Annotated in this window: 24 protein-coding genes and 1 pseudogene; 1 reads left to right on the forward strand and 24 read right to left on the reverse strand. The window is 52.0% G+C overall.

Annotated features, from left to right (window positions below):
* Positions 1-37: 37 nt before the first annotated feature.
* The 13 genes from F3J40_RS02835 to F3J40_RS02895 all read right to left on the reverse strand — a co-directional run bounded on the left by F3J40_RS02835 (position 38) and on the right by F3J40_RS02895 (position 12,747).
* The gene (locus F3J40_RS02835; protein WP_167012499.1) at positions 38-472 is read right to left on the reverse strand and encodes a contractile injection system spike tip protein; all 435 of its coding nucleotides are present in this window, start codon (positions 470-472) and stop codon (positions 38-40) included.
* Complete coding sequence (locus F3J40_RS02840; RefSeq protein ID WP_167012500.1) at positions 469-912, reverse strand: GPW/gp25 family protein; 444 nt, start codon at positions 910-912, stop codon at positions 469-471. Before F3J40_RS02840 ends, F3J40_RS02835 begins: the two co-directional genes overlap by 4 nt.
* 18 nt (positions 913-930) lie before the next feature.
* Positions 931-2,571, reverse strand: coding sequence for a phage baseplate assembly protein V (locus tag F3J40_RS02845; protein ID WP_167012501.1), 1,641 nt, complete (start codon positions 2,569-2,571; stop codon positions 931-933).
* A 17-nt stretch (positions 2,572-2,588) separates the two neighbouring features.
* Positions 2,589-3,323: a CIS tube protein gene (locus tag F3J40_RS02850; RefSeq protein WP_167012502.1), complete on the reverse strand. Its 735-nt coding sequence runs from the start codon at positions 3,321-3,323 to the stop codon at positions 2,589-2,591.
* Positions 3,320-3,499, reverse strand: a complete 180-nt coding sequence (locus F3J40_RS02855; RefSeq protein ID WP_167012503.1) for a DUF5908 family protein — start codon at positions 3,497-3,499, stop codon at positions 3,320-3,322. Before F3J40_RS02855 ends, F3J40_RS02850 begins: the two co-directional genes overlap by 4 nt.
* Positions 3,496-3,960, reverse strand: a complete 465-nt coding sequence (locus tag F3J40_RS02860) for a phage tail protein (RefSeq protein WP_167012504.1) — start codon at positions 3,958-3,960, stop codon at positions 3,496-3,498. Before F3J40_RS02860 ends, F3J40_RS02855 begins: the two co-directional genes overlap by 4 nt.
* A gap of 1 nt (position 3,961) precedes the next feature.
* Positions 3,962-5,158 (reverse strand): phage tail sheath family protein, encoded by a 1,197-nt coding sequence (locus tag F3J40_RS02865; protein WP_167012505.1) that lies wholly within the window; start codon positions 5,156-5,158, stop codon positions 3,962-3,964.
* Between the two features lie 65 nt (positions 5,159-5,223).
* On the reverse strand, positions 5,224-6,498 hold the full coding sequence (locus tag F3J40_RS02870) for a phage tail sheath C-terminal domain-containing protein (RefSeq protein ID WP_167012506.1): 1,275 nt from the start codon (positions 6,496-6,498) through the stop codon (positions 5,224-5,226).
* Between the two features lie 71 nt (positions 6,499-6,569).
* Positions 6,570-7,967: a phage tail sheath C-terminal domain-containing protein gene (locus F3J40_RS02875; RefSeq protein WP_167012507.1), complete on the reverse strand. Its 1,398-nt coding sequence runs from the start codon at positions 7,965-7,967 to the stop codon at positions 6,570-6,572.
* 146 nt (positions 7,968-8,113) lie between these two features.
* On the reverse strand, positions 8,114-9,517 hold the full coding sequence (locus F3J40_RS02880) for a phage tail sheath C-terminal domain-containing protein (RefSeq protein WP_167012508.1): 1,404 nt from the start codon (positions 9,515-9,517) through the stop codon (positions 8,114-8,116).
* 27 nt (positions 9,518-9,544) lie between these two features.
* Positions 9,545-10,813: a phage tail sheath family protein gene (locus F3J40_RS02885; protein ID WP_167012509.1), complete on the reverse strand. Its 1,269-nt coding sequence runs from the start codon at positions 10,811-10,813 to the stop codon at positions 9,545-9,547.
* 27 nt (positions 10,814-10,840) lie between these two features.
* Positions 10,841-11,296, reverse strand: coding sequence for a phage tail protein (locus F3J40_RS02890; RefSeq protein ID WP_167012510.1), 456 nt, complete (start codon positions 11,294-11,296; stop codon positions 10,841-10,843).
* Positions 11,297-11,370: 74 nt separating this feature from the next.
* Positions 11,371-12,747, reverse strand: coding sequence for an autotransporter strand-loop-strand O-heptosyltransferase (locus F3J40_RS02895; RefSeq protein ID WP_167012511.1), 1,377 nt, complete (start codon positions 12,745-12,747; stop codon positions 11,371-11,373).
* 1,579 nt (positions 12,748-14,326) lie between these two features.
* Here F3J40_RS02895 and F3J40_RS02900 point away from each other — a divergent pair.
* Positions 14,327-14,503 carry a con-10 family general stress protein gene (locus tag F3J40_RS02900; protein WP_167012512.1) on the forward strand — a complete coding sequence of 59 codons (177 nt, stop codon included), beginning with the start codon at positions 14,327-14,329 and terminating at the stop codon, positions 14,501-14,503.
* A 44-nt stretch (positions 14,504-14,547) separates the two neighbouring features.
* Here the strand turns inward: F3J40_RS02900 and F3J40_RS02905 are convergent, their stop codons facing one another.
* The 11 genes and pseudogenes from F3J40_RS02905 to F3J40_RS02950 form a co-directional block, all read right to left on the reverse strand.
* Positions 14,548-14,763 carry a hypothetical protein gene (locus tag F3J40_RS02905; protein WP_167012513.1) on the reverse strand — a complete coding sequence of 72 codons (216 nt, stop codon included), beginning with the start codon at positions 14,761-14,763 and terminating at the stop codon, positions 14,548-14,550.
* Between the two features lie 114 nt (positions 14,764-14,877).
* Positions 14,878-15,198 carry a S24/S26 family peptidase gene (locus tag F3J40_RS02910; protein ID WP_167012514.1) on the reverse strand — a complete coding sequence of 107 codons (321 nt, stop codon included), beginning with the start codon at positions 15,196-15,198 and terminating at the stop codon, positions 14,878-14,880.
* Between the two features lie 3 nt (positions 15,199-15,201).
* The gene (locus F3J40_RS02915; protein ID WP_167012515.1) at positions 15,202-15,441 is read right to left on the reverse strand and encodes a hypothetical protein; all 240 of its coding nucleotides are present in this window, start codon (positions 15,439-15,441) and stop codon (positions 15,202-15,204) included.
* 116 nt (positions 15,442-15,557) lie between these two features.
* The gene (locus F3J40_RS02920) at positions 15,558-17,567 is read right to left on the reverse strand and encodes a pyocin knob domain-containing protein (protein ID WP_167012516.1); all 2,010 of its coding nucleotides are present in this window, start codon (positions 17,565-17,567) and stop codon (positions 15,558-15,560) included.
* 53 nt (positions 17,568-17,620) lie between these two features.
* On the reverse strand, positions 17,621-17,917 hold the full coding sequence (locus F3J40_RS02925) for a TonB family protein (protein ID WP_167012517.1): 297 nt from the start codon (positions 17,915-17,917) through the stop codon (positions 17,621-17,623).
* A 96-nt stretch (positions 17,918-18,013) separates the two neighbouring features.
* Positions 18,014-18,688 carry a hypothetical protein gene (locus F3J40_RS02930; protein WP_167012518.1) on the reverse strand — a complete coding sequence of 225 codons (675 nt, stop codon included), beginning with the start codon at positions 18,686-18,688 and terminating at the stop codon, positions 18,014-18,016.
* Between the two features lie 2 nt (positions 18,689-18,690).
* Positions 18,691-18,957, reverse strand: a complete 267-nt coding sequence (locus tag F3J40_RS02935) for a hypothetical protein (protein WP_167012519.1) — start codon at positions 18,955-18,957, stop codon at positions 18,691-18,693.
* Positions 18,957-21,188, reverse strand: a complete 2,232-nt coding sequence (locus tag F3J40_RS25145) for a phage tail tip fiber protein (protein ID WP_369410915.1) — start codon at positions 21,186-21,188, stop codon at positions 18,957-18,959. The genes F3J40_RS02935 and F3J40_RS25145 overlap by 1 nt, the downstream gene beginning before the upstream one ends.
* A gap of 408 nt (positions 21,189-21,596) precedes the next feature.
* A pseudogene (locus F3J40_RS24815) lies at positions 21,597-24,125 on the reverse strand (TipJ family phage tail tip protein); the annotation flags it as partial.
* A 52-nt stretch (positions 24,126-24,177) separates the two neighbouring features.
* Positions 24,178-24,822 carry a tail assembly protein gene (locus F3J40_RS02945; RefSeq protein ID WP_167012521.1) on the reverse strand — a complete coding sequence of 215 codons (645 nt, stop codon included), beginning with the start codon at positions 24,820-24,822 and terminating at the stop codon, positions 24,178-24,180.
* Positions 24,815-25,534, reverse strand: a complete 720-nt coding sequence (locus tag F3J40_RS02950) for a C40 family peptidase (RefSeq protein ID WP_167012522.1) — start codon at positions 25,532-25,534, stop codon at positions 24,815-24,817. The genes F3J40_RS02945 and F3J40_RS02950 overlap by 8 nt, the downstream gene beginning before the upstream one ends.

The following is a 25,534-nucleotide window of genomic DNA, read 5'->3' on the forward strand; positions in this document are numbered from 1 at the left end:
TCCTGCGGTCAGGGCCGAAAAAGCAGGCGAGTAAGATTTAACCAGCGGTGACGAAGAATTGAGTGTTAATAAAGCTGCCGGTGCCGATCATCGGTGACCCAACAGTGGGATCGGGTGTTGAGGCGGGTGGCGGAAGGGTGGCCGGTGTTATGCCTGTGCACACGGCGATAAACTTCGTCCCCACGGTAATGACGTTGCCTTTACTGTCACACCAGACCTGAAGCTGGTCGGCGTTTAACGCCTGTATCTCCAGTTTGCAGGTGCCCGGAACGGTATACGGCGGTGCGATATACGCGGTCGACATCACCTTGGTGGAGAGTTGATTGATATCTGCGGCGACACAGACCTTCAGCGCATTGATGTCGGCGTGGCCCGTACCGGTCATCACCGCCGGAACGGGCACCACGGTCCGGGTCATAAAAGTGGGGTCATAGAGCACTTTATCGCCGGTCACCACAATAAATTTGCTCATGCAAATACCCCGCTTCGCCCGTCTGCGACATCCATGAATCCCTCTTCGGTTAGCACGATGTCGGAACCCTGAATTTTGTAGGAAACCTGTAACCGCAGCACGTTGAAACCCGACTGGCCGGTGCGCAGCACGCTGACATCCTCAAACAGCGCCTCAACGTTGAGGAGTGCGACCCTGGGTTCATAATGGGTAATACTCTCCCGTACCAGCGTGGTGATCCGTTGGAGCAAATCCGCATTGACGTTAGCAAAAACCACTTCATGCAGGTCACAGCCGTAACCGGCGTGCATCACCCGTTCCAGCGGTAAGGTATTAAACAGAATGCGCAGGCTCTGCTGGATATCTTCTACGTAGTTGGCAGCCAGTGCTGCGCCACTGTTAAGGGAGAAACGTGGCGGGAAGGCCCAGCCACGCCCGTGGATCTCGTCTAATGTTGGCATTCTTCACCTTCCCGTTTATTAACCCTGTTTCAGGCTGACCAGCGCCCCTTTCACATCAACACCCGCTTTTCCCGCCACTTCTGTTTTCGCCGTGGCATCAAGTTTGATGTTAACTTTCGCCTTGATGGTGGCATTGGTATCCACATCCAGCGTGGCTTCGCCTTTATTAAGTACCAATGCGCTTTTCACCCCGGCTAACTCCTGCTGTAGCGTGATACCGGTAGTCGGACTGAGCATCAGAGACTGCTTGAGCTGTTTTTCGCTGTTGGTATGCACAATCCCTACGCCGTCCGCCGGAGTGAGGAACGGTGTCTGATTGAGGGTGCTGTGCATCGAACCGAGAATCACCGGGTAACAGGGATCTTCATCAATAAACGCCACCACCACTTCATCTCCCTGTTGCGGATAGAAGCTAAAGCCATGGCCTTTGCCAGCGTAAGGGCTGCTGAGGCGAGCCCGAATCGGCGTTGGTTTGCTCAGCTGGAGCGCGGGGATGTCAATGGCCAACGTATTATCCGCAGGCAACGGCCCAGAGGGGTTCACACCGATGACCCCCACATGCAAACCTGGCGCGCGTGGCACGCGCTCGTGGGTTATGGGTGGCGCATACTCGCTGCCGATTTCTAACAGGGTCTCCCAGTCTTCCAGGCCCTGTGTCGCGGCGGAGAAGCGATGCCTCACCCCCATCACCAGCGCCGTTCCGTCACTGGCAGTACCAAACCCTGCCAGCAGCACGCTGTTGCCGGGCTCAATGCTGGCATCACCGTGAATAGCCAGCTCTGCGGAGACGGCACTGAGATGGTTCATTTGCAGGCGAGCGGTGGCTAACTCAACCGCTTCGCCCGGATCCAGCATGTTATAACCTTGCTGCCAAATGGCGGTGTTTAACGGCTTAACCAGCTTTGCATCGTATGCCATTAACCCCAGCATAGCGGGCAGGCCTGCACCGGGGAGTAGCTTCTGCGTTGGCACGTTCCAGCCGCCGACGTTGATCCCCTGCGCCAGTTGCTCGTTACTGTGGGTGATGGTTAACCTGCGCAGTCCCTCTTTCCCTGGGACAAAACGTACAACCGGCGCTGCCGCCAGCGGCTTAATCGCGGAAACTACGCCCAGCCCATTGGTGGCGAGCATCAGGCCACAGGCATTCAGCCGGGTTTGCACATAGCGCCAGTCAGAACAGTTGAACTGAATCATCTGGGGATGGCTGATTTTCATCCCCTCAACTTTACCCGCTACGATGCCGTGCTGCGTCAGGATCAGGCGCAGGATCGCTTCATCCGTCATCATCGGCCAGACCTGGCTCTGATACGTTGACTTCAGCAACTGCAACGCATGGCTGAGATGTAGCTCCAGCGTGCGGGATTTATCATCCATTGAAAGTTGTGTGCGCGTCAGCCGCCCTGTAAACAGCGCGGTTTTACCCACCATAATCGTGGCCACAGCCCCCGGCAGGAACGATGCCAGTTCGGCTTCCACCTCGGGATTAGGCACTTTGCCTGGTTTCGGGCATTGAAGTACCAGCTTTGCTGTCGATACCTCATTGAGTCGGTTGATGGTGGTCAACTCAACCAGCCGAAACCCTTTGAGTGCGCTGGCTTTTTTCGTGGGCTCAACCAGGACTTTACCTGCCACGGATACTGTTAACTGATAATTGGCCATCGCGTTTCTCCCGCAGATCAGTGACCGACCATAAGGTTCTCACCCACCTGGGGCTGATTCAGGCTGTCTAAATCGTTATCAACGGCGGTGCCCACGTAATCCACGCTGTCGCCCTGCTGTTCGCCCATCGCCGCAGCGGCAGCTGAAGCGGCTGTCAGTCCCGCGATCAGGGCAATCACCGCTGGCAGCACGGTCAGGTCAGGAACGGTCAGGTTGGGCATACTCAGACCCGCACCGACGGTGGTATCCGTTTTATAGTGCACGCCTTTAATCGAGAAACTGACTGAGGCCTGAATCGGCTCTCCTTGTCGGTTAAACAAGGTACGATTGATGGCCAGGCTGGTCATTAATCCTTCATAGGTCGTTGGACCATAGACAAATTTTACCCGTACCGGATTCGAGGTCAGCATATCTACCCCATGCACCAGGACCGTTAACGCCTCAATAATTTGCTGCACGGAATAAACGCGTTTTTCAGGCAGCGTGGAATCGAGGGTTAACGACAGATGCAGGGTCACGCCACTGGTCTGAGTACGCATCTCACTGTCTTTACCACCGGATAAGCTACTGACACTCTGGTAGCTGGACGTATGGGTGGTATGCAAATTGTCTGGATTGAAATGCAGAGGAATGCCCAATGGAAACAGCAGCAATTCCGGTGCGGTGACACCGACAGTGTAAGACTCATCGCTATAGCCATATAAGGTGGCTTTGGCGGGAATCATGGTTTTCAGCTGGCTGACGATACTCATCTGAACCTCCAGGCTTCATCACGTATTTTTGCCATCACCTGGCTCATGACCTGGCGCGAAATACGATTGACCAGGTCCGCTTCGGTAACCGGAGAGAGAGAGGCTGCCGGTGGCTGATCGTTGATATCATCAGTGACGCGTGCTTCGATGATCAGTTCACGAATTTCAATCGTCATAGTTTGACTCCCAGCCATTCAATGCTGCGACAGGTAAACTCAAAGCTGTTGATCAGCGGCTGGCCCGAATCGGCATCCAGCGCCCCGTATTGCATGCGCACCGGGAGTGCATCACTCGCCATCCAGATTGACTGCGGCTTGCCAGACTCCCCCAGCAGCATGATGGTAATGTCGAAATAGGTGACCGAGGTCAGGAACTCGCTCAGGATCAACTGCACTCCCACGCTCATCGGTGTGGGGATCATCACCCCCCGATCAAACACCAGGTTTGAAGTGGTCGAGCGCTGCGGGAGTACCCGGTTGCTGGCGTTATGCCCGCCTTCGTGAATCGATCGGGTCTGTAGCTGGTAGCCGAGCCCCGTGATACTGGCAAACTTAAAGCTTAACGGGTCTGGTACTAAGCCCAGCAAGACAAAAGAGGCGAGAAAACGGTGATTCAGTTCAGGCTGATAGATGCTCACGTTATCCTCCCGTGGCCGCGACATGCTCGGCAGTCAGATAGAAGTCGAGATTAATATGGATAAATTCGGCCGGTCTTTGGGTCGCCACCGCCACCCTGACGCGCAGCAAACCACTGGCGATTTCACTGGCTGACATGGTTTCATCCAGACCGACACTGATTTTATAGGCATCATCTTCTACGCCCCCGGCCAGCCCCCCTTGTTCCCACAGCCTTTTAAGCTGTTGGCGCACCACGGCATGCAGCCGGTACCAGGTGATTTCATTGTTAGGTTCAAAGACATAAGGGCGCATAGCCTCTTTCAGCGTCTGTTTAATCCACTTGACCAACCGCTGATTTTGCAGATAGACAAAGCGCAGGTCAGGTTGATTACTCAACGTGCGGCAACCCCAAATTTTAACGCCGCGACCGGGGAAACTGCGGATCTGATTCACCGAGCGGCCGCTGCGCGGATCAGGATGGAACAACGTGACGGGTGTGAGATGGTCATACTGGGGTTTGAGCACCCGCTCCAGCCGCAGGTTAGCGGGGGCGTACCAGATACCCCGCTGCTTATCAGACTGTTGCATTTTGGCCGCCACGGCCGCACCCGGAGGCACGGCCCGCAGCGCGCGCGTGGGAAAGGCCGGATCTTCGCTGACCATCACCCACGGCCAGTATCCCGCAAGGTGTGCCCAGTGTTCATTGCCCCATTTTGCGTTGTATTTTTCTGCGTCAGCAGGCGCACTCGGATAGTCAATTAAACCCGTCAGGTTCAGGCTCGAGGCGCAGCAGATGGCCAGTTGATTAACCACACTTTCCCACTGGTTCTCATCTAGCAGCGGGAGTTCTGGCAGCACCACCAGCGTAATGGTGGGCTCGTCTGCCAGCAGGGCAAAGGCTTCATCGTAGCCCGTAACAGAGGGGACATCGTCGATCAGTGTGCCGAGAGAAATCACATAGCACTGGCCGCCACCATGACTGAAGTAGAGGCGCATAGCGTCGGCGAGATAGCCACCGTTGCGCACAGCATCACGGCCAAACTGGTCATAATAGTCTTGCAGCGAAGTGACCTGTACCCGCTCAAGTACCGATGCTTCAGGATGGTCGGCATAACCAATAAACACCGGCAGCGCGGTGAGTTTTTCCCGCTGGCTGATGTTGATGATCTGTTGATGAAAAGAGACGCCGGGCTGACTGAAATCACTGTTCAAAGACATGGCTTAACCTCTTTACGTCTATTTTACGGAAGGTGGCAGGAGACGTGCCAACGCGTGGACGGCACCTAAGCGGCCATAAGATCCTGCGAGAAGTCGAGCCAGAGAAACTCCACCGGACGCAGCGCCGCCAGCCCGATGCGGATGCGCAAAATGCCAAGGCTTAACTCACTGGACGTCAGCGCCAGTTCAACCTGGAAAGCCTGCTGTGGCGTTTCCCCATACAGCCCTCCCTGCTGCCACAGACGGTGCAGATACTGATTGATTGCTGCCCGCGCCGACTGCCAGGTGCCTGCTGAGTTGGGTTGATACACCACCGGCAGCAGCAGGTTACGGACATCGCGCTCAACGGTGTTAAACAGCAGCCGCACCGGGATGTAGCGCCAACTGCTGTCGCTACTGGTCGCCAGCGTGCGAGCGCCCATCACCGTCGTGCCACCTTGTTCCTGCCAGAGAATGGCATTAACGCCCCGTTCGTTGAGATCACCATGCTGAGCGTTACCAATGGCACGCTGCGGGTCAACGCCTTCCAGCGCAAGATTGGCGCTGGCCTGCCACACGCCCAGTTGGCGCTCGGTGCGACAGTAAAGCCCGGCAACAGGTGCACAGGGTGAGAGCGTGAAGGTGTTCAGGTGCTGGTAATCCACGGTGACGAGATTGAGCCACTGCTTGACCTTGCGATAGGTTTCCCGCTGTTTAGCCGTCCCCTGCGCCAGCGAGCTGAGGCTGCATGCAAGGTCACGGAGCCAGATATCCGACGCCTGAATACTGAGCGGTTGACGCGGCACCAGATCCGGCGTGTAGCAGGCACTCTGTGCCTGTTCGCCGTAACGCGGTGGATTCCCACTGCCAACCACATAGCGCAGCAGCAAAAACGACTGTGGTAGCCGTGAAGTTAAGCCACCAAGCTGCGTCAGAATAGCCTCATCATCATGGCCCACATCAATCAGCGCCATCAGCGAGATATCATCCCGCTGCGCGAGGATTTCGCTGAGGCGCGCAATCTCATCACCCTGCGCCAGCGACAGGATGTAACAAGGGCCACCGCCGTTTTCGAAGTAGCTGCGCAAGGCAAATGCTGCGCTGTGAACGGCACTGCGTTCTGGCTGTAGGCTGTCTGGCAGTGAGTCGGTCTCGACTTCCACCCACACTTGCGCCCCCTGCAACAGCTGGCAGTAGTGCTGCCAGTTTTCAATCCACACCGGGCCATAGCTAAGGCTTAGTGGCGTGTTGTCCTGCTGACGAAAACGCCCCACCAGCAATGGCACCAGCTTGCTCATGCCGGGACTGGCCAGTGCCAGCCGGTTGTTCTCTTTAATAAATACGCCGGGATAATTGCTCATCCTCTTCTCCTGGGAATCCATCGGGCCGCAGGGCGGCTGACGGCGAAGGGTTCAGGTGGTTAGGTATAGATTCAGGCGAGAACCTGTAGCTGTTGGGTAAATTCCAGTTCGATAAATTCTGCGGGCCTGAGCGGCGCCAGGGCGACACGAATGCGCATTACCCCTTGTGCCTCGTCATCCTCATCCAGCGCAACCTGCACCTGGAAGGCCTGCTCCGGGGTCAGCCCTTGTAATCCACCCCGTTTCCACAGCAGGTAGAGGTATTGGCGGATGCCCGCCGTGGCCGCTTGCCAGCTGCGTGCGCCGTTGGGTTCGAACACCTGCGGTTGGATTATCGCCTGTAGATCTCGCTGCACCGCGTTAAACAGCAGGCGTACCGAGACGAAGCGCCCGTTGAGGTCTTGCGTGTCTGCGGTGCGCGCCCCGGCGATCACCGTGCCAGTGCGAGGCGACCACAGCAGCGGGTTAAAGCCTGCCTGAGTGAGCTCCGCCTGCTGCGACAGAGTGAGATTATGGGTCGGCGCGGGGCCAGCGAGTTGAATGTTGGCCGGTGCTTTCCAGATGCCGCGTTCGCGTTCAGTTTTGCAGAAAACACCGGCGACACCACCGGAAGGGGCCAGGGTAATAGCCCGTAGAATGCTGTCATCGAACTGGTCAGTGTTACGCCTGGCGGTGACATTGGCATATTGCTCTCTTTGCCTTTCATCATCGCTGACTTTAAGTTGTGCAAGGGTTTTACCGGTGCCCGCGAGCAGGGTGCTCTCTTCTTCCAGTTCACCGCCCGGCGAAGAAAACTTCAGTGCAGGTGTGTAAGTTGCAACCTGGCGGTTATCCGGCAGCGGTTGCGGAGGTACAGCGCCAGGGTACGGCTGATGGGTAATCAGCATGGCTTGTGGGTTAATTTCCTGCAACAGCGGAAAGGCAGTTTGCATGGCCACTTTGGCCTGGTCATCCAGGGCTACGTACAGGGTAATGTCATTATATTCTTGCAAAGAACCCGCGATTTTTCCCCCTTGCTGCTCGCTTTCGCAGTGCATGACATAGCAAGGGCTGCCACCATTATCAAAATAACATTTGACCCCAGCAGCACCCGTAGCGATGTCTGATGATTTAAGCACCACAATGTGATTATTTTCAGGTACTGGCACTGCACCGAATGTCACATCGTCTTCCATTGCGGAGAGGGATGTTTGCAGCGGCGATTCATCGCCTTGTTTTCTGTCTCCCCCCTTTTCAACAATCGGTTCTCCCCAACCATTCGCTAAAACAACGGTACGGGCATAAGGCGCGAATCTGGCCAGAAAAGCCTGATAACTGTCAATCCACAGCGGTGCATTAACATGCTCGTCAGGATCGCCGCTGCAGCTCAGAAAACACCCCAACAACAGCGGCACATGGCCACTCGCGGCTGCCGCTCCCCGGCTGGGTGAATCCACTTCAGTAATACGCACACCAGGAATGTTACTCATAACAGCTCCTCATCATGATGGCGTATCACCCACCGTAACCGGACGGTGCGATTAGCCACGGGCAAAATAAGTGTGATACGGCGAGAAAAGGGAAAAAGGGGCGGTGAAGCATGAGCAGCCAGTGAACACCGCCCAAAACAGCGTGATTACGCGGCGGCTAACAGTTCCTGAGTAAACTCCAGGTCGATAAACTCCACCGGGCGCAACGCAGCAAGGCTGACGCGTACGCGCAGGATGCCGTTGTCGATATCCCCGTCTTGCAGCGCAATCTGCACCCGATAGGCCTCTTCTGGCGAGTTGCCAAACAGCCCACCGCGTTTCCAGATACCGTGCAGATAGTTACTGATACCCGCCACTACCGCTTGCCAGGTAGGTGCTGAGTTCGGCTGGAAGATAATCGGTGCCAGCATTGCGCTGACATCACGTTCCACGGTGTTAAATAACAGGCGTACCGGGACGTAGCGCCAGTTAGTAATGTTGGGATCTGCGGAGGTGCGCGCCCCCATGATTGAAGTGCCCTTCTGCGGCGACCACAAAATGGCATTGACCCCAGCCTCGTTCAAAACACCGTGTTCCTGGGCACTAATAGTGTGTACTGGCGTTACCCCCACCAGAGAAACGTTCGCAGGTGCTTTCCACACCCCACGGTTGCGCTCGCTGGTGCAATACGCGCCCGCCACAGCGGCAACTGGCGAGAGAGTTAGCGAACTCACCGCTGAGAAATCCAGTGGCGCGAGTGCCAGATTGTCTTTTACCGTTTTGTAAACGGCTTTATCTCGCTGAGCGGAAAGCAGCGCATTACCCAGGAAAATACCGTTTTCATTCACCACGTTGAAATTACTCTCCAGCTTCAGCTCTGGGGTGTAACTGGCAGAAAATTCATTTTTAGGCATGACCGGGCCGGCTGGTGGCGTACTGCCGGTAAACGCTGCATGGGCAATAAACAGGGATTGTGGATTATGCTCTTGAATCGCGGCAATACTGCCTTTAACCAGCTCTTGCGCACTGGCATTCAAAGGCACATACAACGAGACTTCATCCAACTCTGCCGTGGCTTTTTCTAAATCGTCTTTTGCATCAGAAGCGCTTAAAGCGAGGAGATAGCAAGCGCCGCCCCCGTTCGAAAAATAGCTGGCCACTGCTGCCGAGGAATTGTCATACAAATATGAACTGCTGATTTTTGTTGGCTGGCCGCTGGTAAAAGGTACCTCCGTGGCCGCAGCCACGCTATCAGCCTCTTTTGTCGCTTTTTTACTTTTTTTAGCTTCTACGCCTCCTGCCTCTTCGCCGCTTTCTTCATCACCGCCTTCCGGAAGGGGGGCCGCCTGGCCCCATGCCGGCGCCAGTTTAATAATCAGCGGGGCCGCAACGAATTTTTCAGCAAACTCCGCATAGTTAGCCACATAGACTGCGCCATCTGCCGCATTGGCTTGCGTTCCGTCCTTTTTCCAAAAGGCTCCCACCAAAAGCGGCACCAGGCCGCTCATGCCCGCAGCACCCACCGAAGGGGTACTGCTTTCAATAATTTTCACTCCAGGATTTCTACTCATGATCGATCCTCATGAAAAGGCGCGTGATCACGCGCCACTGGCAACTTGTTGGCTAAACTCCAGCACGATAAATTCCGCCGGGCGCACCACCGCAATACCGATACGCGCTTTGAGGATTCCGTTATCAATGTCGGCCTGAGTCATGGTGACTCCCAGTCCCACCTGAATAAAGAAGGCCTCTTCCGGCGTATTCCCCTGTAACGCGCCTTTTTTCCACAGGTTGTAGAGGTAGTTCTCTACGGCGGCACGCACCGCCTCCCAGGTTGCCTGGCCGTTGGGCTCAAACAGCACCGATTCCAGCGCCCGGCCAATATCGCGTTCTGCCATATCAAAGGTACGGCGCACCGGGACATATCCCCAGGCATTGCCGCCAGTGGTCAGCGTGCGAGCGCCCCATAGCAGCAGACCACGCCCTTTGAATTCGCGCAGAATATTGACGGATTTGGTGGTGTGGTTTCCGCTGGTAAACAGGGCTTGCGTGGCTGACCCCACTTTAACCAGTGGGCTTAAACCCGAAGAGACAGCAGCATTTGCCGGTGCTTTCCATGGGCCTACGCTATTGTCAGTGCGACAGATGATGCCCGCTGCGACAGCACTCGGCGCAACATTAGCAATCTCGGTCACCCCCGGAATGCTCCAGTTGGCTTTCAGCCATGGATAATAAACTGCAGCATGCTCTGTGGCCTGGATACCGCCGAGCGCAGTTTCAAGCTCACCTTTAACATCCCCTTTTGACTCCTCCGGCCCGTCCAGTAGAGCAAAACGCCCACTGCCTTCCGCGGTGTACTTCAGGATGTCAGATGTTACTGTGCTCTGACCCGCCTGCACCACCAGGGTGACATCGGGCAATTTGTCCAGCCATTCGAGCTTATCTCTGGGCAGCAGATAGCAATAACCGCCACCATTATCAAAATACGCTTTAAGGGCGGGTAAAGTGTGTCGATCCCAGTCCGGCACATCTGCCGTTTTGGTATTCACACCCATGGCATCGGCAAGACGAGGATGATGCGCCGGCCCGCCACGAGAAAGGCGTGAAAGCAGACTAACAACGGCACGCGGCGAGTAGTAGGCCACGCTTTCCGATTTACTCCCGCTGGCGGAGAAATAACTGAGTACATCCGCAAACGAATTGATCAAAGCGGGTTTTTCGCCCAACGCCTTCCACCAATCCAAAGAGCCCGAATTGCCGTCCAGAATCACCGGTACTGCTGTCGCCGAGCTGCTGATGCTGAATGAGGGCAAATCCACCTCATCCACATACACGCCCGGCGCTTTTGGTAAAGTAAATACAGCCATATAACCTCCAGAAGGTTAAGCAGTACATTACAGGGCGTGGCATTCCACGGTCAGACGATCGGCATTCAGGGTGATCTGCTTCGCCGCCACTTCATTGCTGGAAGCTTCGAGGCTTGGCCCGGTAATTCCGGTTGGGAAGCAGTTGAATACGTTCCAGGTGACATAGAGCTTTTTGCCCGATTCATCCGTCAGACTGATGGCGATATCTTTTTTGCCATCTGCGTGGTTGGCATAGTTATACAGCCACTCATACAGCTTGCACTCACCTGGGAAGATCGCCTGAGAAAGGGTGATAGAAGGTAACTGAACGCGCGTGATGTTGCGGAACAGGCCGCCCATACCATCGCGGTATTCATAACTTTCATACTGCTGGTCGAGGCCGCTTACTGAACTACAGCGGATCACATCACCGTCAATGGTTACAGTGAAGCGAAAACCGGGAACCGGATAACTTGCATCAATGATATCAGTGGTATCTGCCATGGTTATTTCTCACTTTGCAGGTTTGAACGTATCCGCTGCCCGCAGGCAGTCAGGATGGATGAACAACATTGATTTCAGGAGGTCCCGGTGGCTGACCTCAGAGGAACTAATTGCGTCAGGTTATTGTTAGAAGCGAATCTGGAATCTTGTGCGATCACAGAATCGGGGTGAATCCCTGGTAGTGGCGCCATCACGCCGAGCACCTGCTCAACGCTAATAAACTTCGAGCAGGAAAACTGTTCACTGGTGCCCTTGTGACGTGGACACCAGAAAAAATCCTTTCGATCAAATTGATAGCGAGTGTCATTCCAGCAGCTATTGCAGACGTGGGTGTTAGTCACCCGATAGGGCGTGGCGAACTCGGTCGCTGGATTGCTAAATCCGCTGATCATCACCACCGGTGTGCCTGCGGTCCAGGCCAGCCAGGAGAGCCCGCTACTGAGGCCGACAAAAAATTCCGCGTGCATCAACCACCGCAGACGCTCGCTCAAGGGGCGATTGCCGGTTTCGTCTTCAGCGCCATGGGGAATGTGATTCCAGGTCAGATCGCGTCCTACTGTGGTCTCTTTGTCGATGCAGATCACCCGATAACCGCGTTCTTTAAGCTCCCGCACCAGTTGTATCCAGCCAACGGGATTGTTCCAGAATTTACACTGCGAGGTAGACTGAACGCCGATACAGACGTAAGGCTCCGCAATGGGGCGACGGTTTTCAGCCAGCCTGAACTGTGCGGGGTTTTCATCTGGGGCAAGGCCAAGAATGGCGCTGGCGATATGGTGTAGTGGCGTTTGTTGACCGTCAACCGGGCAGTATTCCCCCTGCGTATCCCCTATACCTGCATTCAGGAAGTAGGTGGCGTAATAGGTGGTTTCATCCGGTTCATACGGATCAATAAAGCGAATTTGCGGATAGCTGCTGGCAAAAACATCGTGGAAGCGTGCCGAGACACGGACCGTGAGACGGCACTGATGGCGTACCTGAAAACGCATCACTGAGGGCAGCCAGGCGAGGGTATCCCCCAGGGTATCTTCGGGGATTTGTATCAGCACCGGTTGCTGATACAAATCCATGACGTGCAACATGACAATCTCATTGTCTTTCTGCACCTGAAAGGCAAACGGCACGTAATACTTGTGTTTACTCTCAACCATCCCTCCTGACACCGCAGTATCACCAAACACGTGATAGTTCTGGATATCCACTACGCGTACGCGCCAGTTGCCTTCGGGTAGGTGAATGCGACAACCATGATTAAAGTCAAACAAAATGCCTGTGCCCTCTGCCCCCTGCTGGGTCGGCAGCTCGGGAACGGGGGCATAAGGCGACTTTTTAAAATCAGAATCAGAAGCCACGGCGTACGACGACTCTGGTACAGAATCTTCTACGTGTTCGGGTTGTGGACGACTTTCAGGCGATGGAAATGCAGCGTTATTAGGCGTAAAAAAACTCATATTTCACCTTTATTTTTAAATAGGGCAGGTTATTTTTTCTGCTTATTGAGTTTTTATTTGCAGATTTATAAAAAAGTGTTTTAGGCAGACTACCGTCCTCAGACATTCAAGCTGATTTTTGGTAATTTTTTTCTTGCAATAAAGGGCATTCCTGGCGAGTGCCAGATATAACCAGTTGAGTCGATCATGTGTTCCGCGAGGTGTTGCGGTCAGAGATAATATTAACCAGGTTTCTTAATTCAGCAAGCAGGTAAGACAATAAATAGGACAAACAAACACAACCATATGATTTTTAATCAAAAAAATAATTTATCGCTAGTTGAAAAATGTGACAGAGGCGTCAATTACAATAAAATCATGGTAAAGCAAGGGGTTGGCATGACCTATAGTTACTGTCTCAATAGCCGTTTTATCCATATATTTTAAAAAAAACCTTAATAATCAACACTCATAAATCCTCGATTAGGATAAAACTCATTCAATTAATGCCATTTTATCCATAGCGCTGGATCACGGTAAGCTCGGGAACATGACAATCATATGGGGGAATATTCAGGGCTTATTTCAATATGATTAAAATCACATGACTGAACCGACATGGATTAAAAATAGGATTAGTCTTATTTTAGAAAAAGATCAGCCACCACGCCTACTGCTGTTCAACGTGAGAGTGATCAAGGGGACAGGAAGAGCATGTTTGAGGCGCATTCTGAAGATTGAACAAACTGCTCTTTATAACCGCAATATTGATGCGGTTTAAGTGGTTGGTGGCCAGAAGCCAGGCAAATGATATCAGGAAAGGATATCAGGAAAGGATATTGAGAAAGGAGGTGTAGAAACGAAAAAACCGCCCTTAGGCGGTCACGACATTACTACATATTGCTTTGATTTTATTCAGCTTTTACATTGGTGCCCGGGGCGGGACTTGAACCCGCACAGCCATAAGCCGAGGGATTTTAAATCGCTATCTTTTGCCTTTCATTTCAATGGATTACTTAGCTTCTTCATAATATGACGCATAAGTAGCATCCTGATAAAACAATGAGTTAGAGATACGGATTGTTCCTTATTATGAAGGCTTTTTCCATACATTCGCAGGATAAGCAAGCCGCACGTAGTATCTGGAAAGCTCCACGCAGATGCCCTATTGCTAATAACCAATAATTTAATTAGATATTAAAAAATAATGCCATTTTATATTTAAATAAAACTATCGGATATTAGTTATATTGATTCATTTAATTCTTTCTCTTAAAACTTAAATCGGCCCTTATGCTTCCCCAAGGTTAAAATCTCACAAACAATCTTCCCCAGCACAAACACCTCTTCCAGTAACCCAGCTTCTATAGCGGGTTTCAGTTTAAGTACCTAGACTGGATGAGTATCACTTTCGACTCAAAAAAATGCACCCGGTGGTTCATTCTCTTCTATAGTTAACTCAGCTGTAGGTGTTGCTTATCCCCTTGGTGATGTTTCATGTTACTGCCCGGCTGTCTCCGGGCATTTTTTTTCGAAAAATCACATCCCGGCTGTTCAAAAAAAACTAGTCGTGCCTAGGCACGCAACCGAGGTATTACTAATGACTACAAGACGTGGTGGAAAAGGCAATTTTGCTGAGGATACTGATAGAGCAAGAGAGGCTGGCAGGAAAGGTGGCGCTATGAGTAGCGGTAACTTTAAAAATGATCCTGCACGCGCAGCAGAAGCAGGCCGCAAGGGTGGAAAAAAGAAGAAACCAGAGCCTACATCAGACTAGCCACTAAGCCCGGTTCTATCCGGGCATTAGCTGTAAGTCACGATCTAATTGTTGGCAATCTTACATGCTTTACGCATGATTTTTGCGGCGTCTAAGGTAAATGCTTTCACCTGCAAATCTTTCGATTCAGCGGCCATCCTTTCAAGTTCATAGAGAATATTTTCATTGTTGACATGTACGCCTCTACCAGCAAGCTTTAAGACTGCTGACCCTATAGCACGCCCAATCATTTTCGTACGATATGCTCGAACTTCCTTCATTTTTAAGCTTATTTCGTCATGCTGAATCGTTACACTAAACGTTTTGAGTAATTATTCAACATAAATAATTATATATTGTGCCCTAAGGCTTTTATTTATGCTCAGAAGCCGGATTCAAACTGGCCCCTCGTTCTGCTCCAAAGTCAGAATCTCACAAACAATTTTCCCCAGCACAACCACCTCTTCCAGAGCCTCGCCTTCTATAGCTTCACCGTCTTCAGTGACTAGGCTCTTTGGGTAGTATTTGCCGATCATTGGGTAGCCCAAATGCTGGAACGCCACCCGATCACCGACTTCGATTCGGGCAACACAATCAGCCAGGACGAACCCGGTTGATGTGTCGATGCGAAATGTTGCATCTGGGTGCGGCATGCAGATTTTGTTCAGGTCGATTCGTGATTCAATGTAGTCACTGGCCGGACTTGGGAATCCCATGTATCACCTCACGTAGCCCATGTTACCCAACAGGAAAACGCGGTTGCCCTTCCCATCATCTGACTTTTCAACAAAGCAGGTCTGGTAGTACTCAATCCACCTGTTAGCCTCCTGCCGCGTCCAGATATGGTTCAGCTTCGCCAGTTCCCTGACGAAGTCGTTAGTTGATACCAGGCGATGCCCTTTTGGATCGAGTGATATGGCGTTGTTGAACGCTGCGGGTATGTCAGAACGGCGCGGCATGGTTTCCCCTCGAACAATTACTGTATATATAAACAGTATAATCACGACAAGGCAAAAGCGGCAACTGATCATTTACCTATCAATCGCCGCCTCTGAAGTGCTCTTGATGCTGTTGGTTAGATTTCTGGTTGGTCGTTTAGGTCGGTGTCAGTAGATGCTGGTTCAGATGGTAATTCATCTGATTGCTGTGAAGTTTGTTCCGCTGCGGCCTGCGCTTCAGCAAGCGCTTCTGCTTCGGCTGCTGCAATTGCTGCTTGCTCTGCTTCCTCCTGCGCTTTCTGTTGAGCCGCAAGGTATTCACGCAGTTCAACAGTGGCCTGAGCCGCTTTCTGATTGAAAACAGAATCGCCAGGCATCGCAACACGCACATCAATCCATCGACCGTCCGGGACATCAACGGGATCGCCTGCAACAATCATAGCGCTATCAACATCAAATTTGCGCTTCGCCACGTTGAGGATCACTACTCCTTCCTGGTACGAAAGTGACGCATAGCAAAGCCTGTTACCATTTTCATCCTGCGGGATTTCCAGCGTCCAGCCATCAGGATAGAGACCCGCAGTACCGGCAATGTGGTAAAGCCCTACATCCACACACTCGACGGTAACGCCTTCGGCCTCATCATTCACAGCAGCATAATCGGTCTGGGTGAAGTTACCTTCAGTAAAGCCTGCTGGCATTTTGCTGACATTGCTTGTCACGCGCACAATAGGGGAGGCTTTCTTGATGAACCCATTACCATCAACCGTGGTGTTCTTTTGTGACCAAATCACATAGGAGTTAGCACCATTACTCCAGCCGCCAATTTTTAGCTGGTTGTCAGCATCAATACCAAACAGCGTTGCATATGCCCCGTCGCGGATGAATACCATTGCTGCGGAAGCGCTGCTGTTAGCGCCATTAGAAACTCGGAAGCCGGGAGCATTCGTACCATTAGTCACATTTGCCATCGGGGGGGTAATGTTACTCGCAAAAGTCAGTGCAGCTATTGTGTTATTAGAGTTGACCTGACTCCCTGCAACAATAGGAGCGCCAGCTACTGGATCCGCACCAGATGGATTAACATTTAAGGTTGCTGCGTTCCCAAGGCCTAACCCGGTTCTTGCGGTTGCCTGGGTGGTGCCACCAGTGCCACCGTTGGCTATTGGTACAGTGGTTTTAGTTGAGAGAAGTTCAACCCATGCAACGAATGTTCCTCCAGAGCATAATCTTATAAACTTTCGGTTACCAGTAGCCGCAGATGCTGTATCAGTATGATATTCTTGAATGAAGCTTGTTTTACTTCCAATACTGCGTCTCTTAACCTCTAGAACTCCAGAACTTGTTATCGGTAAGTCTGTTACTGCATCAGATAAGAAATATCTACCAGGTAAATTTATATCATTTGCACTGCCGCTGATTACCTGAGTGTAAACTGTTCCAGCTCCGGCAGGTATCCATTCAGACCATGATGGAGTTGTTGCCGACCAGTTTGCAGATAGAGTTCTGGTATATATATTTCCATATCTTGTGGTATATCTCTGCGCACAGCTAAAAGCTCCACCAATAAATACTTCCAAGACACCAGAAACCGGTTCAGGCAAATTAAGTAAATTATATTGAGCGGCTGAACTGAAATTCCAAATCCCAGAGTATCCAGCTTGCTGAGACATCATATTAACGTCAGTAACTTCACTGCCTGTAGTGCCCCTCTGAAGTATGGCACCACTCAAAGCTGCCATATCTGAAGTCAGCTTAGCGAAGCTACTGATGGTCACGTTGGTTCCATCCGGTGCAGTCAAAGTAATGCTTCCGCTGCCGGTCATTATCTGTTGCCAGCCATCCATCTGAGTCTGGTAGTAGCTCAGCTGTGCGGCCAGACGGCGAGCAAAATCTGGCACAGAATCGGTGTAGAATGACATGATCGAGTAAGCTTGCCCCGCTGCGAGCGTACCCGGTGAAGTCATCAGCGTGATTTTAGTCGCGCTGTCCACACTCTTAATTTCATACATCTTAACCGTACCGGAGCCTGGGATAAGAAGCGCCTGACCGGGGCCAATAGCAAATTTATTATCCAGCCAGTTGGTGCCTGTTCCGGTTACGGTCGTGCCTGATACGGCGATTGTTCCGGTGTTATACCATGCCATTTACTTTTCTCCGGGCAATAAAAAACCCGCCGTAGCGGGTCTCTGTTTATTCGTTAGCTTCTTTCGAAACTGATTTTAATCCTGATATCTTTCTCCGGACGTCCTTTAGGGAATCGCCATTTATAAATCTGGTCCCTTACCGCATCGTCAAAAAGATATGCTGGTGTACTGCTTATAACCCTGACGTTCTCAGCCTTTCCGGTATCACCAATGTCATACATGACATCAACGCTGCCTGACTGACCTAGATACCACGCTCTTTCTGGATAGCTAACCTTGTTTTCATTTGCACCAGCAGATGAGAAAGAAAGCATTAAAAAAACCAGAAATAATTTTGGTAAGTTATTCATGACGCCTCCTGTGTTATTCACACAATGAGAACACAGATTCACTTACTCATGATTGAATTTATTCGATCTTAATGATCGAGTTTGCTTATTATTAAATTAGTAACCTAATGATTGAATGTAATACTGATCATAGATGGCGGTTCTAATAGCAATTATCCCTCGACTCTGGTCAGGGTAAACTAGCCCTCCTGTATTAAGACCATCCCACCACGTTCCTTGTGATACACCTGTTGGACTACCTGCCCATGAGAGAAGAATAAACTGCTGGCTCCCACCGCTACCTGGCACACCCGGCCCAGCGACAGCAGAGTGAAACCCCGGCATAACTGCCATTGGCACACCCTGCGTGTTCGCTCCTGTCGTCCATGGTACATACTCGCAGGTGAGCGGAAGGCAATTCCCCGCATAGACCATAACCCCACCACGCCAAAAAGACAGGCCAAATGGGGGGTTATAAGCCACGTAGCCACCGAAGATATAGAACCTGACTGCAAATGCATTTCCGCCATTACCTTGCGCGTAATCAATCTTGAGCTGCTTATACCCATTAGCGCCAGCAACAATCTGCATCATCATTCCACCAGTGGTGCTGATATAGCGCCAGAAGACAGATGAACTTTGAAAGTTAGGTACGGTGGTTTGAATATAAATCGTCGACTTGACGCTGCCGGGTATTGTGTAGTCAATTACTTGTACAAGATTAAACGGTGTAAAATCAGGAGAAGCAAAAAATTTACCATCACTTCTCCTTATCGTCATACCATAAGCCATGCTTACCCCGCCCAGACAATGATTTTATAAGCCGTAGATGTCCCCGACCATGAAACAGTTGTGCCACTCACCGTTATGGTTGGCTCTTTTGTTCCCGAATAGGTTGGGGTATCCATGAAAGCCTGAGCAGTCAACGCCGTACCGGGTGGAACATTATACGACCTTGAACCACTTGCTATATTCTCAATGATATCCATCACATAAGAAGGTGACATTGAATTAACGACATCAAAAGACGTGCCTTTGATATAGAGAAAAGCGCCAAACATTATTGTTGCCCCAGAATAAACACAACGTTGCCGCTTGCGTCATAGCCAACTAAACGGTTATTTGACCAGGTCATTCTCCCCTGCCCTGCCACATAGCCATTGTTTTCAAATACACCTGTTTTGAAATTAATAGACAATCCTGTCATACCGGAAACAAAGTTATCTGACTGGAGCGTATCCGTTATTTTACCCCTGCCGATTGTTGCATCGCCGATAAAAGCAGTGTCCATAATGGCCTGCCCGTTTTGCAGGGCGAAGAAGGCTTTTGGTGTGGTGCCAACCTGCGACATGATCACGAACCGGTCCGCCAGGAATGCCACTGTAGATTGCATCCCGTTAGGGCCGTTCTCCATGCCAATCCCCATACCTGCCGCATAAAGCACGCCGTTCTGGTCAACCTGCACCTTTACGTTGTACTGCGCTGATACCTTGCCATCTACCGCGCTAATAGCTGAGGCGTTTTGCTGAATAGACGCGGTGAAGGTGTTGAGCTGCGCTGTAGTCGTCTGCTGGAACTGAGCAAAAGCCTGACTTGAATCAGACTGAGCCTGTTCCAGCGTGGACACACGGGCGCTGTTGTTATCGAACTGAACGGTAATCTCGCGCTGGTATGAAGCAAACGCCTGATTCGCATCAGCCTGAGCCTTCTCAGCTTGCGTCACCCGCGCACGAATTACACCTGCTGCTGCACGCTGATTTTGTGCATCCTTATCATTTGCGAGAGCGTTCTCAATGTCCGCCATCGCCGAAGCATCAAAGTATGCCTCAGTGCTTTGCGTCAGCGTTGCCAGAGCCTGATCGGTCGTGGTCTGCGCTGTCTGCAACAAACCGATAGACGCAGTATTCCCATCCGTGCTGGTTTTAACGCTATCGATACGCGTACCCAGCGCGGTATCGGCATTAGCTCGGGCCGTCTGCTCAGTGGTGATCGCAGTGGCGTTGCTCGCAACAGACGCATCCAGGCTGTTTAAGCGGGTTGTAGTTGCTGACTGGTTATCAGTGACCGCTTTCTCTACCGTGGTCAGGCGTGACGTGTTGTTATCCGTCGTCGCTTTAACATCAGTGATCCGCTGCCCCAGCGCTGTATCTGCATTTGCCCGCGCCGTCTGCTCAGTAGTGATCGCTGTGGCGTTGCTACCAGCAGATGCCTCTACCGTGTCTATGCGTTTGCCTAACGCCGTATCGGCGTTTGCTCTGGCTGTCTGTTCAGTAGTGATCGCCGAAGTGTTAGAGCTAGTCGAAGCAGATACAGTATCAATGCGTTTGCCCAAAGCGGTATCGCCATCTGCACGTGCAGTCTGTTCAGTAGCAATAGCCGATGCATTGTTACCAACAGAGGCGTCCAGGCTATCCAACCGCTTCACAGTCGCCGACTGGTTATCGGTGACAGCTTTTTCCACAGTCGTTAGCCTGGCCGTGTTGCTGTCTGTGGTAGTTTTCACATCGGTAATTCGCTGACCAAGTGCTGTATCTGCATTTGCCCGAGCCGTCTGCTCAGTGGTGATCGCAGTGGCGTTCGCGCCAGTCGATGCCGTTACAGTGTCGATACGCTTAGCCAGGGCTGAATCAGCATCCGTCCGCGCCGTGATTTCAGTATTGATGCTTGCGGCATTAGAATCGGTCTTTGCTGACACTGCCATGACCATTTCGGTCAGGCCTTGATCAGCATCAGCCCGTGCTTTTGCTTCTGAAACGATACTGGCAGCATTACCAGCAGCCGTGGCTGTCACTGCATCAACCCTTGATGACAGCGCATCATCAGCGCTGGCACGCGCCCCCTGCTCTGACAGAACCTGCGCACTAACATCAGCAATGTCACTGCCAGTGCTATCGAAACGAGCCTCAACACTCTGGCGATAAACTGCAAACGCCTCCCGATCATCAGCCTGAGCCTGCTCGCTTTGCGTGATACGCGCTGAGAGCTTGCCGGATGTTTCCCGCTGCTGCTGCGCGTTCTTATCCGTGCTGAGCGCATTTTCGATATCTGCCGCCGCGCCAGCATCAAACTTAGCGCTGGTGACGCGGGAAAACTCTGCCAGAGAGTTATCCGTTGTCGTTTGCGCGTTTTGCAGGGCGGTGATCGCCGCGCTGTTATTGCCGGTTTGGGTTGTGATGGTGTCAATTCGAGTGCCTAACGCACTGTCTGCATTCGCTCTGGCTGTCTGCTCGGTGGCTATTGCGGTAGCGTTTCCATCAGATTTAGCCACAACTGCATCCAGTCGGGTCGACATGGATTGATCATTAGCCTGTAACGTCTCGACTTGCGAAACCACCGTGGCGATACTCTGGCTGCTACCTCCAGTGATGGTATTGATCTTTTGCTGAATATCATTGTTGACGTTGGTTACGCGTGTATTCACGTCACTGATGTTATTGTTGATGCCAGTAAGGGAGGTGTTAACCTGCTCCCTCGCCAGATCAAGATCATCACGGGCTGCTTTGATATCCGTTTTGTTCTGTTGGATGTCAATTTTCGCGCTAGATAAATCATCACGTGCAGCTTTGATATCAGTCTTATTCTGCTGGATATCGGTTTTCGCAGTAGATAAATCATCACGCGCTGATTTGATATCTGCCTGAGCCTGATCAACCGCAGAATCCAGGCCGCTAACATCAGATTCAACAGAGGTGATGCGCTCAACCAGCGCTTTACCGGTTTCCGAGTTCATCACCGCTTCAGTGATATCGTTTAGCAACGCGCCAGTATCTGTACTGGTCACACCCTGAACCCATCCAGTCCAGTCACCGGCATTACCAATACGGTCAACCAGTCGTGCGCGATACCAGCGGCGCACACCAGCAGCCATTGGCCCGTGTTGATAGCTGGTCGAAGGATACGCAACCGAAACAAGAAGCTGTGGGTTTTGCCCGTCTGCCGTTGTCGCTTGCTGAATCTCCGTTGTAGAGGTGTCACCTGAACCGGCAGGGAAAGCCCAGGACAGTTTGATATTCCACACAACGTTATCAGATGCCAGAAGGTTCAGCGGTGTACCGGGCTTGCCTACCTTGCCCGGAAGTGACACAGATTCAGATGTACCCCACGGGGAAGAGATATCCGCCGCATTAACAGAGCGCACCCGTACATCATAAACCCCAGCGTAAATACCCTGGATAGAAAACCCCTGGGTGCTGGTCTGGCCTACGTTTATCCAGTCACCTTTATCCTTTCGCCACTGCGCTGTGTAGCTAATCGCGCCTTCAACCTTGTCCCATTGCACCTGCATGGTGGCAACAGTTAATCCCTGGTCGATGTGGTCAACTTCAGTCACAGTGATATTTTTCGGGGCTTGCATCACCGCCGCAGGCGTAATGGTGATAGGTGCTGCATCAACTTTCACGCCATCATCAATGTACTGGTACTTGTTTTTGTCGTGTTGAACGCCGGTTACAGTGAATGTTCCGTCATCGTTTGAGGCGATAGAGGTAATGCGGAAATACTGGATAGCCAGATTATCACTGTCAATTGCCCACACGCCGCCTGCTACGGGTTGCTGCCGGAAAGCAGTGGTCACTGTTACCGTTTTCTTGTCAGCACTTACCGCGCCGATTGTTCGCGTCTGCGCCGTGCCGTCAGGAAGGTTAAGCACCAGCCGGTCACCAGATGCGTAGTTGATCGCGCGATCAAGGGTTACGTTCAGCCCGTTCACCGCGCTAATTCGCCCGCCGTTCTGCTTGCCAGCCCGATAAGGGTCAGCCACGCCAATGATTTCAGCCGGAAGTGGTATATACCCATCCAGGCCAACGCCAAAAGAGATCGTTCCGTCTTTGGCATTAGAGAGCAGCAGCCACCGGCCACGGCGATGAGCCTCACTTTGAGAGGTGCAGCCAATAGCGGTGAGCTGGGTTTCATTGACGCCATAACGCTCGACTAAGTCTTTGTCATAGACCGCTTCAGGAGTATCGCTGTAGTTGTTCTGTGGGTCAGACCAGGAGACTTGGCATGAGGTGTAACGGTTCTTGTAAGAGCCGCCAGCGTAAGTAAATAGCCCATCAATAACGTTTGACGCATGATAAACAAAATCGACGTCATCCTGCGGGGCATCAGCACGCACATAAATCTGGTCGTTACCCCAGAAGGTAATACCGCGAAATATCGCCGCAATGTCCTTCAGGACGGTATACGCATCTTCCTGGCTCTGGATGTAGGCATTACAGGTAAAACGAGGCTCCTTGCCACCAGCTCCGTCTGACACCATGTCATCACAGTACTGTGCGATGGTGTACAGCTCCCATTTATCAATCATGGAAGCATCAACGCGGTTCCCCATCCCGTAAATTTTATCCAGCACCAGATCGTAGAAAATCCACGCCGGGTTGTTGGTATAAGCCCACTTGAAACTACCCGTCCAGGTGCCGGTGTACGTGCGGGTGTTAGGGTCATAATTATCTGGAACCCGAACCAGCTTTCCTTTGTATTTACAGGTGGTTTTCGGCACAGAGCCGTTAAACTGGCTGGCATCCAATTCCAGAAAGAGCAAGGCTGTATTCGGGTAGCGTAACTTGCTGTCGATCACTTCCGCATAACTGAACACCTTGAAGGCGTTAACCAACTTAGTGGCCGATGTCGAATCAGCAGTGATACGGCGTACCCGGATTGACCAGCCCGAGGTGGCCTTGGGTAAATCGATGCGGTGATCGCGCTGGTATTCCGATGTGGTTTTGCCGCTAAACACGCCTTCAACTACAATCTGCCAGGCCGCGCCATCGGTGGATAACTCGATAACGTATTGGGTTGAGGTACCAACCATGTCGCCGTTATCTTTGTACTGATATTGAGCAGGCAGGCTTAGCTTAATACGTACGGCATCAAGGGAAAGATTGGTGTACTGGTGCGTCCAGGGAGAGGCCTGTTTGACCTCAAGTCCAACAGCCAGCTCGTTATCAACCTCTGGCATGCCCTGAATGTATTCCTGATCCTGCGTGCCGGTACGGTATTCCCATTTAACGCCGGTAAAGTTATACGTGCCGTCATCGTTTGCCAGCGGCGTATCGCCGAGGAAAATATTTTGTGCCGTTAAATCGCCCTGGATTTCGCCTTCACCCAAAGCAATCAGAAGCTTTAGCTTTGCCGTGGAGAGCAAATCATCTGGCTGTTCGGTGGGCGTCTGCGCACTCTGACTGCCCCCTTTGCTCCCCCGGATAATGGTGGCACCGTCAAGAAGTCGCATATTTCACCCATAAAAAAAGCCACCCGGAGGTGGCTTAGAAAAGTTGAAAAAATTATTGCTGGTCGCTGGAGAAAATACCGGCGCTGATTATCGCCCCGCCGTTTTCCCGCTCGCCATAAGCAACAGGAACGGGGTAGCCCATTGCTACCGTATTCACCGGGGAACCAAAGGCATAGTTCGGCTTGTTGTCGGCACTAGAAGATGATCCAACACTGTAGCCTGGCTGCGGCGTCAGCAAGCCGACTACACCACCGAGCATCATAGAGAGGCCCATACCAGTCAACGCTGTAGCCGCCAGCGCAGCACCGCCAGTAAGCGCGGCTGCACCTGTCCCCACACCGAGCGTGGCACCCCAGACTCCAAGGGATGCGCCAGCCGTAAAGAACGCAGCAACGAGTGCCGCAGAACCAATAACTATCTGCAATAGCCCAGCACTTTTACTTCCTTCAATGACCGATACCATCCGGTACTCATTTGCACCGTTGGACATGTCGAACTCTGGAAGCGTGATGTTGTGCTTATCACTGTAGAAGGCAAAGCGAATGCCGTTTAGGTGGGCATTAGAAACATACTTTTTAAAGCCCGGTACAGTGGTACACATTGCCCGGAGCATCTCGCGCAGGTCAGCAACTTGATAGCGATGCGTCTTGCCAAATTTCTTTGCAAGTGCTCCACCGAGCGTTAAGGTTTTAAGCATTCATCAGCTCCTTGTGCCTGACGATTCTCACTGTCCGATCCCGATGGTATGAACCATATGGGATGCGCGTTGAAAGCTGGCCGGACAGATGATGAAGAATGATATTTTCACCGAGATAAACCGCTGCGTGATTGGTCACGGAAGACTGGAGCCGCATCATGATGATGTCGCCGTGGCGAAGATCGGAGGTTGAGATTTCAGCAAACCCCTCCTTCTCCCAGTTGTCATCGTAAAGCGCCTCTTTCCCGTCAATCCACCACTCGAGGGGTACGGAATAATCACCGAGCGCCAGCGAAAACTCCCGGCTGTAATATTCCTTAATCAAGCTCCAGCAGTCGGCATAGCCGATAACCCACGGCCTGCCGGTATAGTCTCGATCAACTCTTGGGGACAGCGTGCAAAAGTCACCATCAGGCCAGGACATGATCCCCCACTCAACACCAGACCAGTCACACTGAATTCGGTCCATCTCGGAGGGAATAAGCTGCACCACGTCCGGGTGAGAATGGATAATCATCAGCACTTCCCCCAACGCCTCCGCTGCGGTGAAGTCTTCCGGGGCCAGGGTAAAATTTTCCGTTGGCACTTCCGCCGTATTGCGACAGGGAATGTACTGTTGCGCCCTGCCGTTCTGCACAATCACGCCGCAAGCCTCATTCGGATAAGCGGCGGCTACATGCTGCTGGATAGCCTCAAGCACCTTTTTACGCAT

The sequence above is a fragment of the Candidatus Pantoea multigeneris genome, from assembly GCF_011752615.1.
In the GTDB taxonomy this organism is placed as follows: Bacteria; Pseudomonadota; Gammaproteobacteria; order Enterobacterales; family Enterobacteriaceae; genus Pantoea; species Pantoea multigeneris.

Excerpts from the sequence above, each read along its gene's own strand:
- F3J40_RS02835 (WP_167012499.1), bottom strand. The coding sequence starts at position 472 with ATGAGCAAATTTATTGTGGTGACCGGCGATAAAGTGCTCTATGACCCC.
- F3J40_RS02840 (WP_167012500.1), bottom strand. The coding sequence starts at position 912 with ATGCCAACATTAGACGAGATCCACGGGCGTGGCTGGGCCTTCCCGCCA.
- F3J40_RS02845 (WP_167012501.1), bottom strand. The coding sequence starts at position 2,571 with ATGGCCAATTATCAGTTAACAGTATCCGTGGCAGGTAAAGTCCTGGTT.
- F3J40_RS02850 (WP_167012502.1), bottom strand. The coding sequence starts at position 3,323 with ATGAGTATCGTCAGCCAGCTGAAAACCATGATTCCCGCCAAAGCCACC.
- F3J40_RS02855 (WP_167012503.1), bottom strand. The coding sequence starts at position 3,499 with ATGACGATTGAAATTCGTGAACTGATCATCGAAGCACGCGTCACTGAT.
- F3J40_RS02865 (WP_167012505.1), bottom strand. The coding sequence starts at position 5,158 with ATGTCTTTGAACAGTGATTTCAGTCAGCCCGGCGTCTCTTTTCATCAA.
- F3J40_RS02870 (WP_167012506.1), bottom strand. The coding sequence starts at position 6,498 with ATGAGCAATTATCCCGGCGTATTTATTAAAGAGAACAACCGGCTGGCA.
- F3J40_RS02875 (WP_167012507.1), bottom strand. The coding sequence starts at position 7,967 with ATGAGTAACATTCCTGGTGTGCGTATTACTGAAGTGGATTCACCCAGC.
- F3J40_RS02880 (WP_167012508.1), bottom strand. The coding sequence starts at position 9,517 with ATGAGTAGAAATCCTGGAGTGAAAATTATTGAAAGCAGTACCCCTTCG.
- F3J40_RS02885 (WP_167012509.1), bottom strand. The coding sequence starts at position 10,813 with ATGGCTGTATTTACTTTACCAAAAGCGCCGGGCGTGTATGTGGATGAG.
- F3J40_RS02890 (WP_167012510.1), bottom strand. The coding sequence starts at position 11,296 with ATGGCAGATACCACTGATATCATTGATGCAAGTTATCCGGTTCCCGGT.
- F3J40_RS02895 (WP_167012511.1), bottom strand. The coding sequence starts at position 12,747 with ATGAGTTTTTTTACGCCTAATAACGCTGCATTTCCATCGCCTGAAAGT.
- F3J40_RS02900 (WP_167012512.1), top strand. The coding sequence starts at position 14,327 with ATGACTACAAGACGTGGTGGAAAAGGCAATTTTGCTGAGGATACTGAT.
- F3J40_RS02905 (WP_167012513.1), bottom strand. The coding sequence starts at position 14,763 with ATGAAGGAAGTTCGAGCATATCGTACGAAAATGATTGGGCGTGCTATA.
- F3J40_RS02910 (WP_167012514.1), bottom strand. The coding sequence starts at position 15,198 with ATGGGATTCCCAAGTCCGGCCAGTGACTACATTGAATCACGAATCGAC.
- F3J40_RS02915 (WP_167012515.1), bottom strand. The coding sequence starts at position 15,441 with ATGCCGCGCCGTTCTGACATACCCGCAGCGTTCAACAACGCCATATCA.
- F3J40_RS02920 (WP_167012516.1), bottom strand. The coding sequence starts at position 17,567 with ATGGCATGGTATAACACCGGAACAATCGCCGTATCAGGCACGACCGTA.
- F3J40_RS02925 (WP_167012517.1), bottom strand. The coding sequence starts at position 17,917 with ATGAATAACTTACCAAAATTATTTCTGGTTTTTTTAATGCTTTCTTTC.
- F3J40_RS02930 (WP_167012518.1), bottom strand. The coding sequence starts at position 18,688 with ATGGCTTATGGTATGACGATAAGGAGAAGTGATGGTAAATTTTTTGCT.
- F3J40_RS02935 (WP_167012519.1), bottom strand. The coding sequence starts at position 18,957 with ATGTTTGGCGCTTTTCTCTATATCAAAGGCACGTCTTTTGATGTCGTT.
- F3J40_RS25145 (WP_369410915.1), bottom strand. The coding sequence starts at position 21,188 with ATGTCGACCCGACTGGATGCAGTTGTGGCTAAATCTGATGGAAACGCT.
- F3J40_RS02945 (WP_167012521.1), bottom strand. The coding sequence starts at position 24,822 with ATGCTTAAAACCTTAACGCTCGGTGGAGCACTTGCAAAGAAATTTGGC.
- F3J40_RS02950 (WP_167012522.1), bottom strand. The coding sequence starts at position 25,534 with ATGCGTAAAAAGGTGCTTGAGGCTATCCAGCAGCATGTAGCCGCCGCT.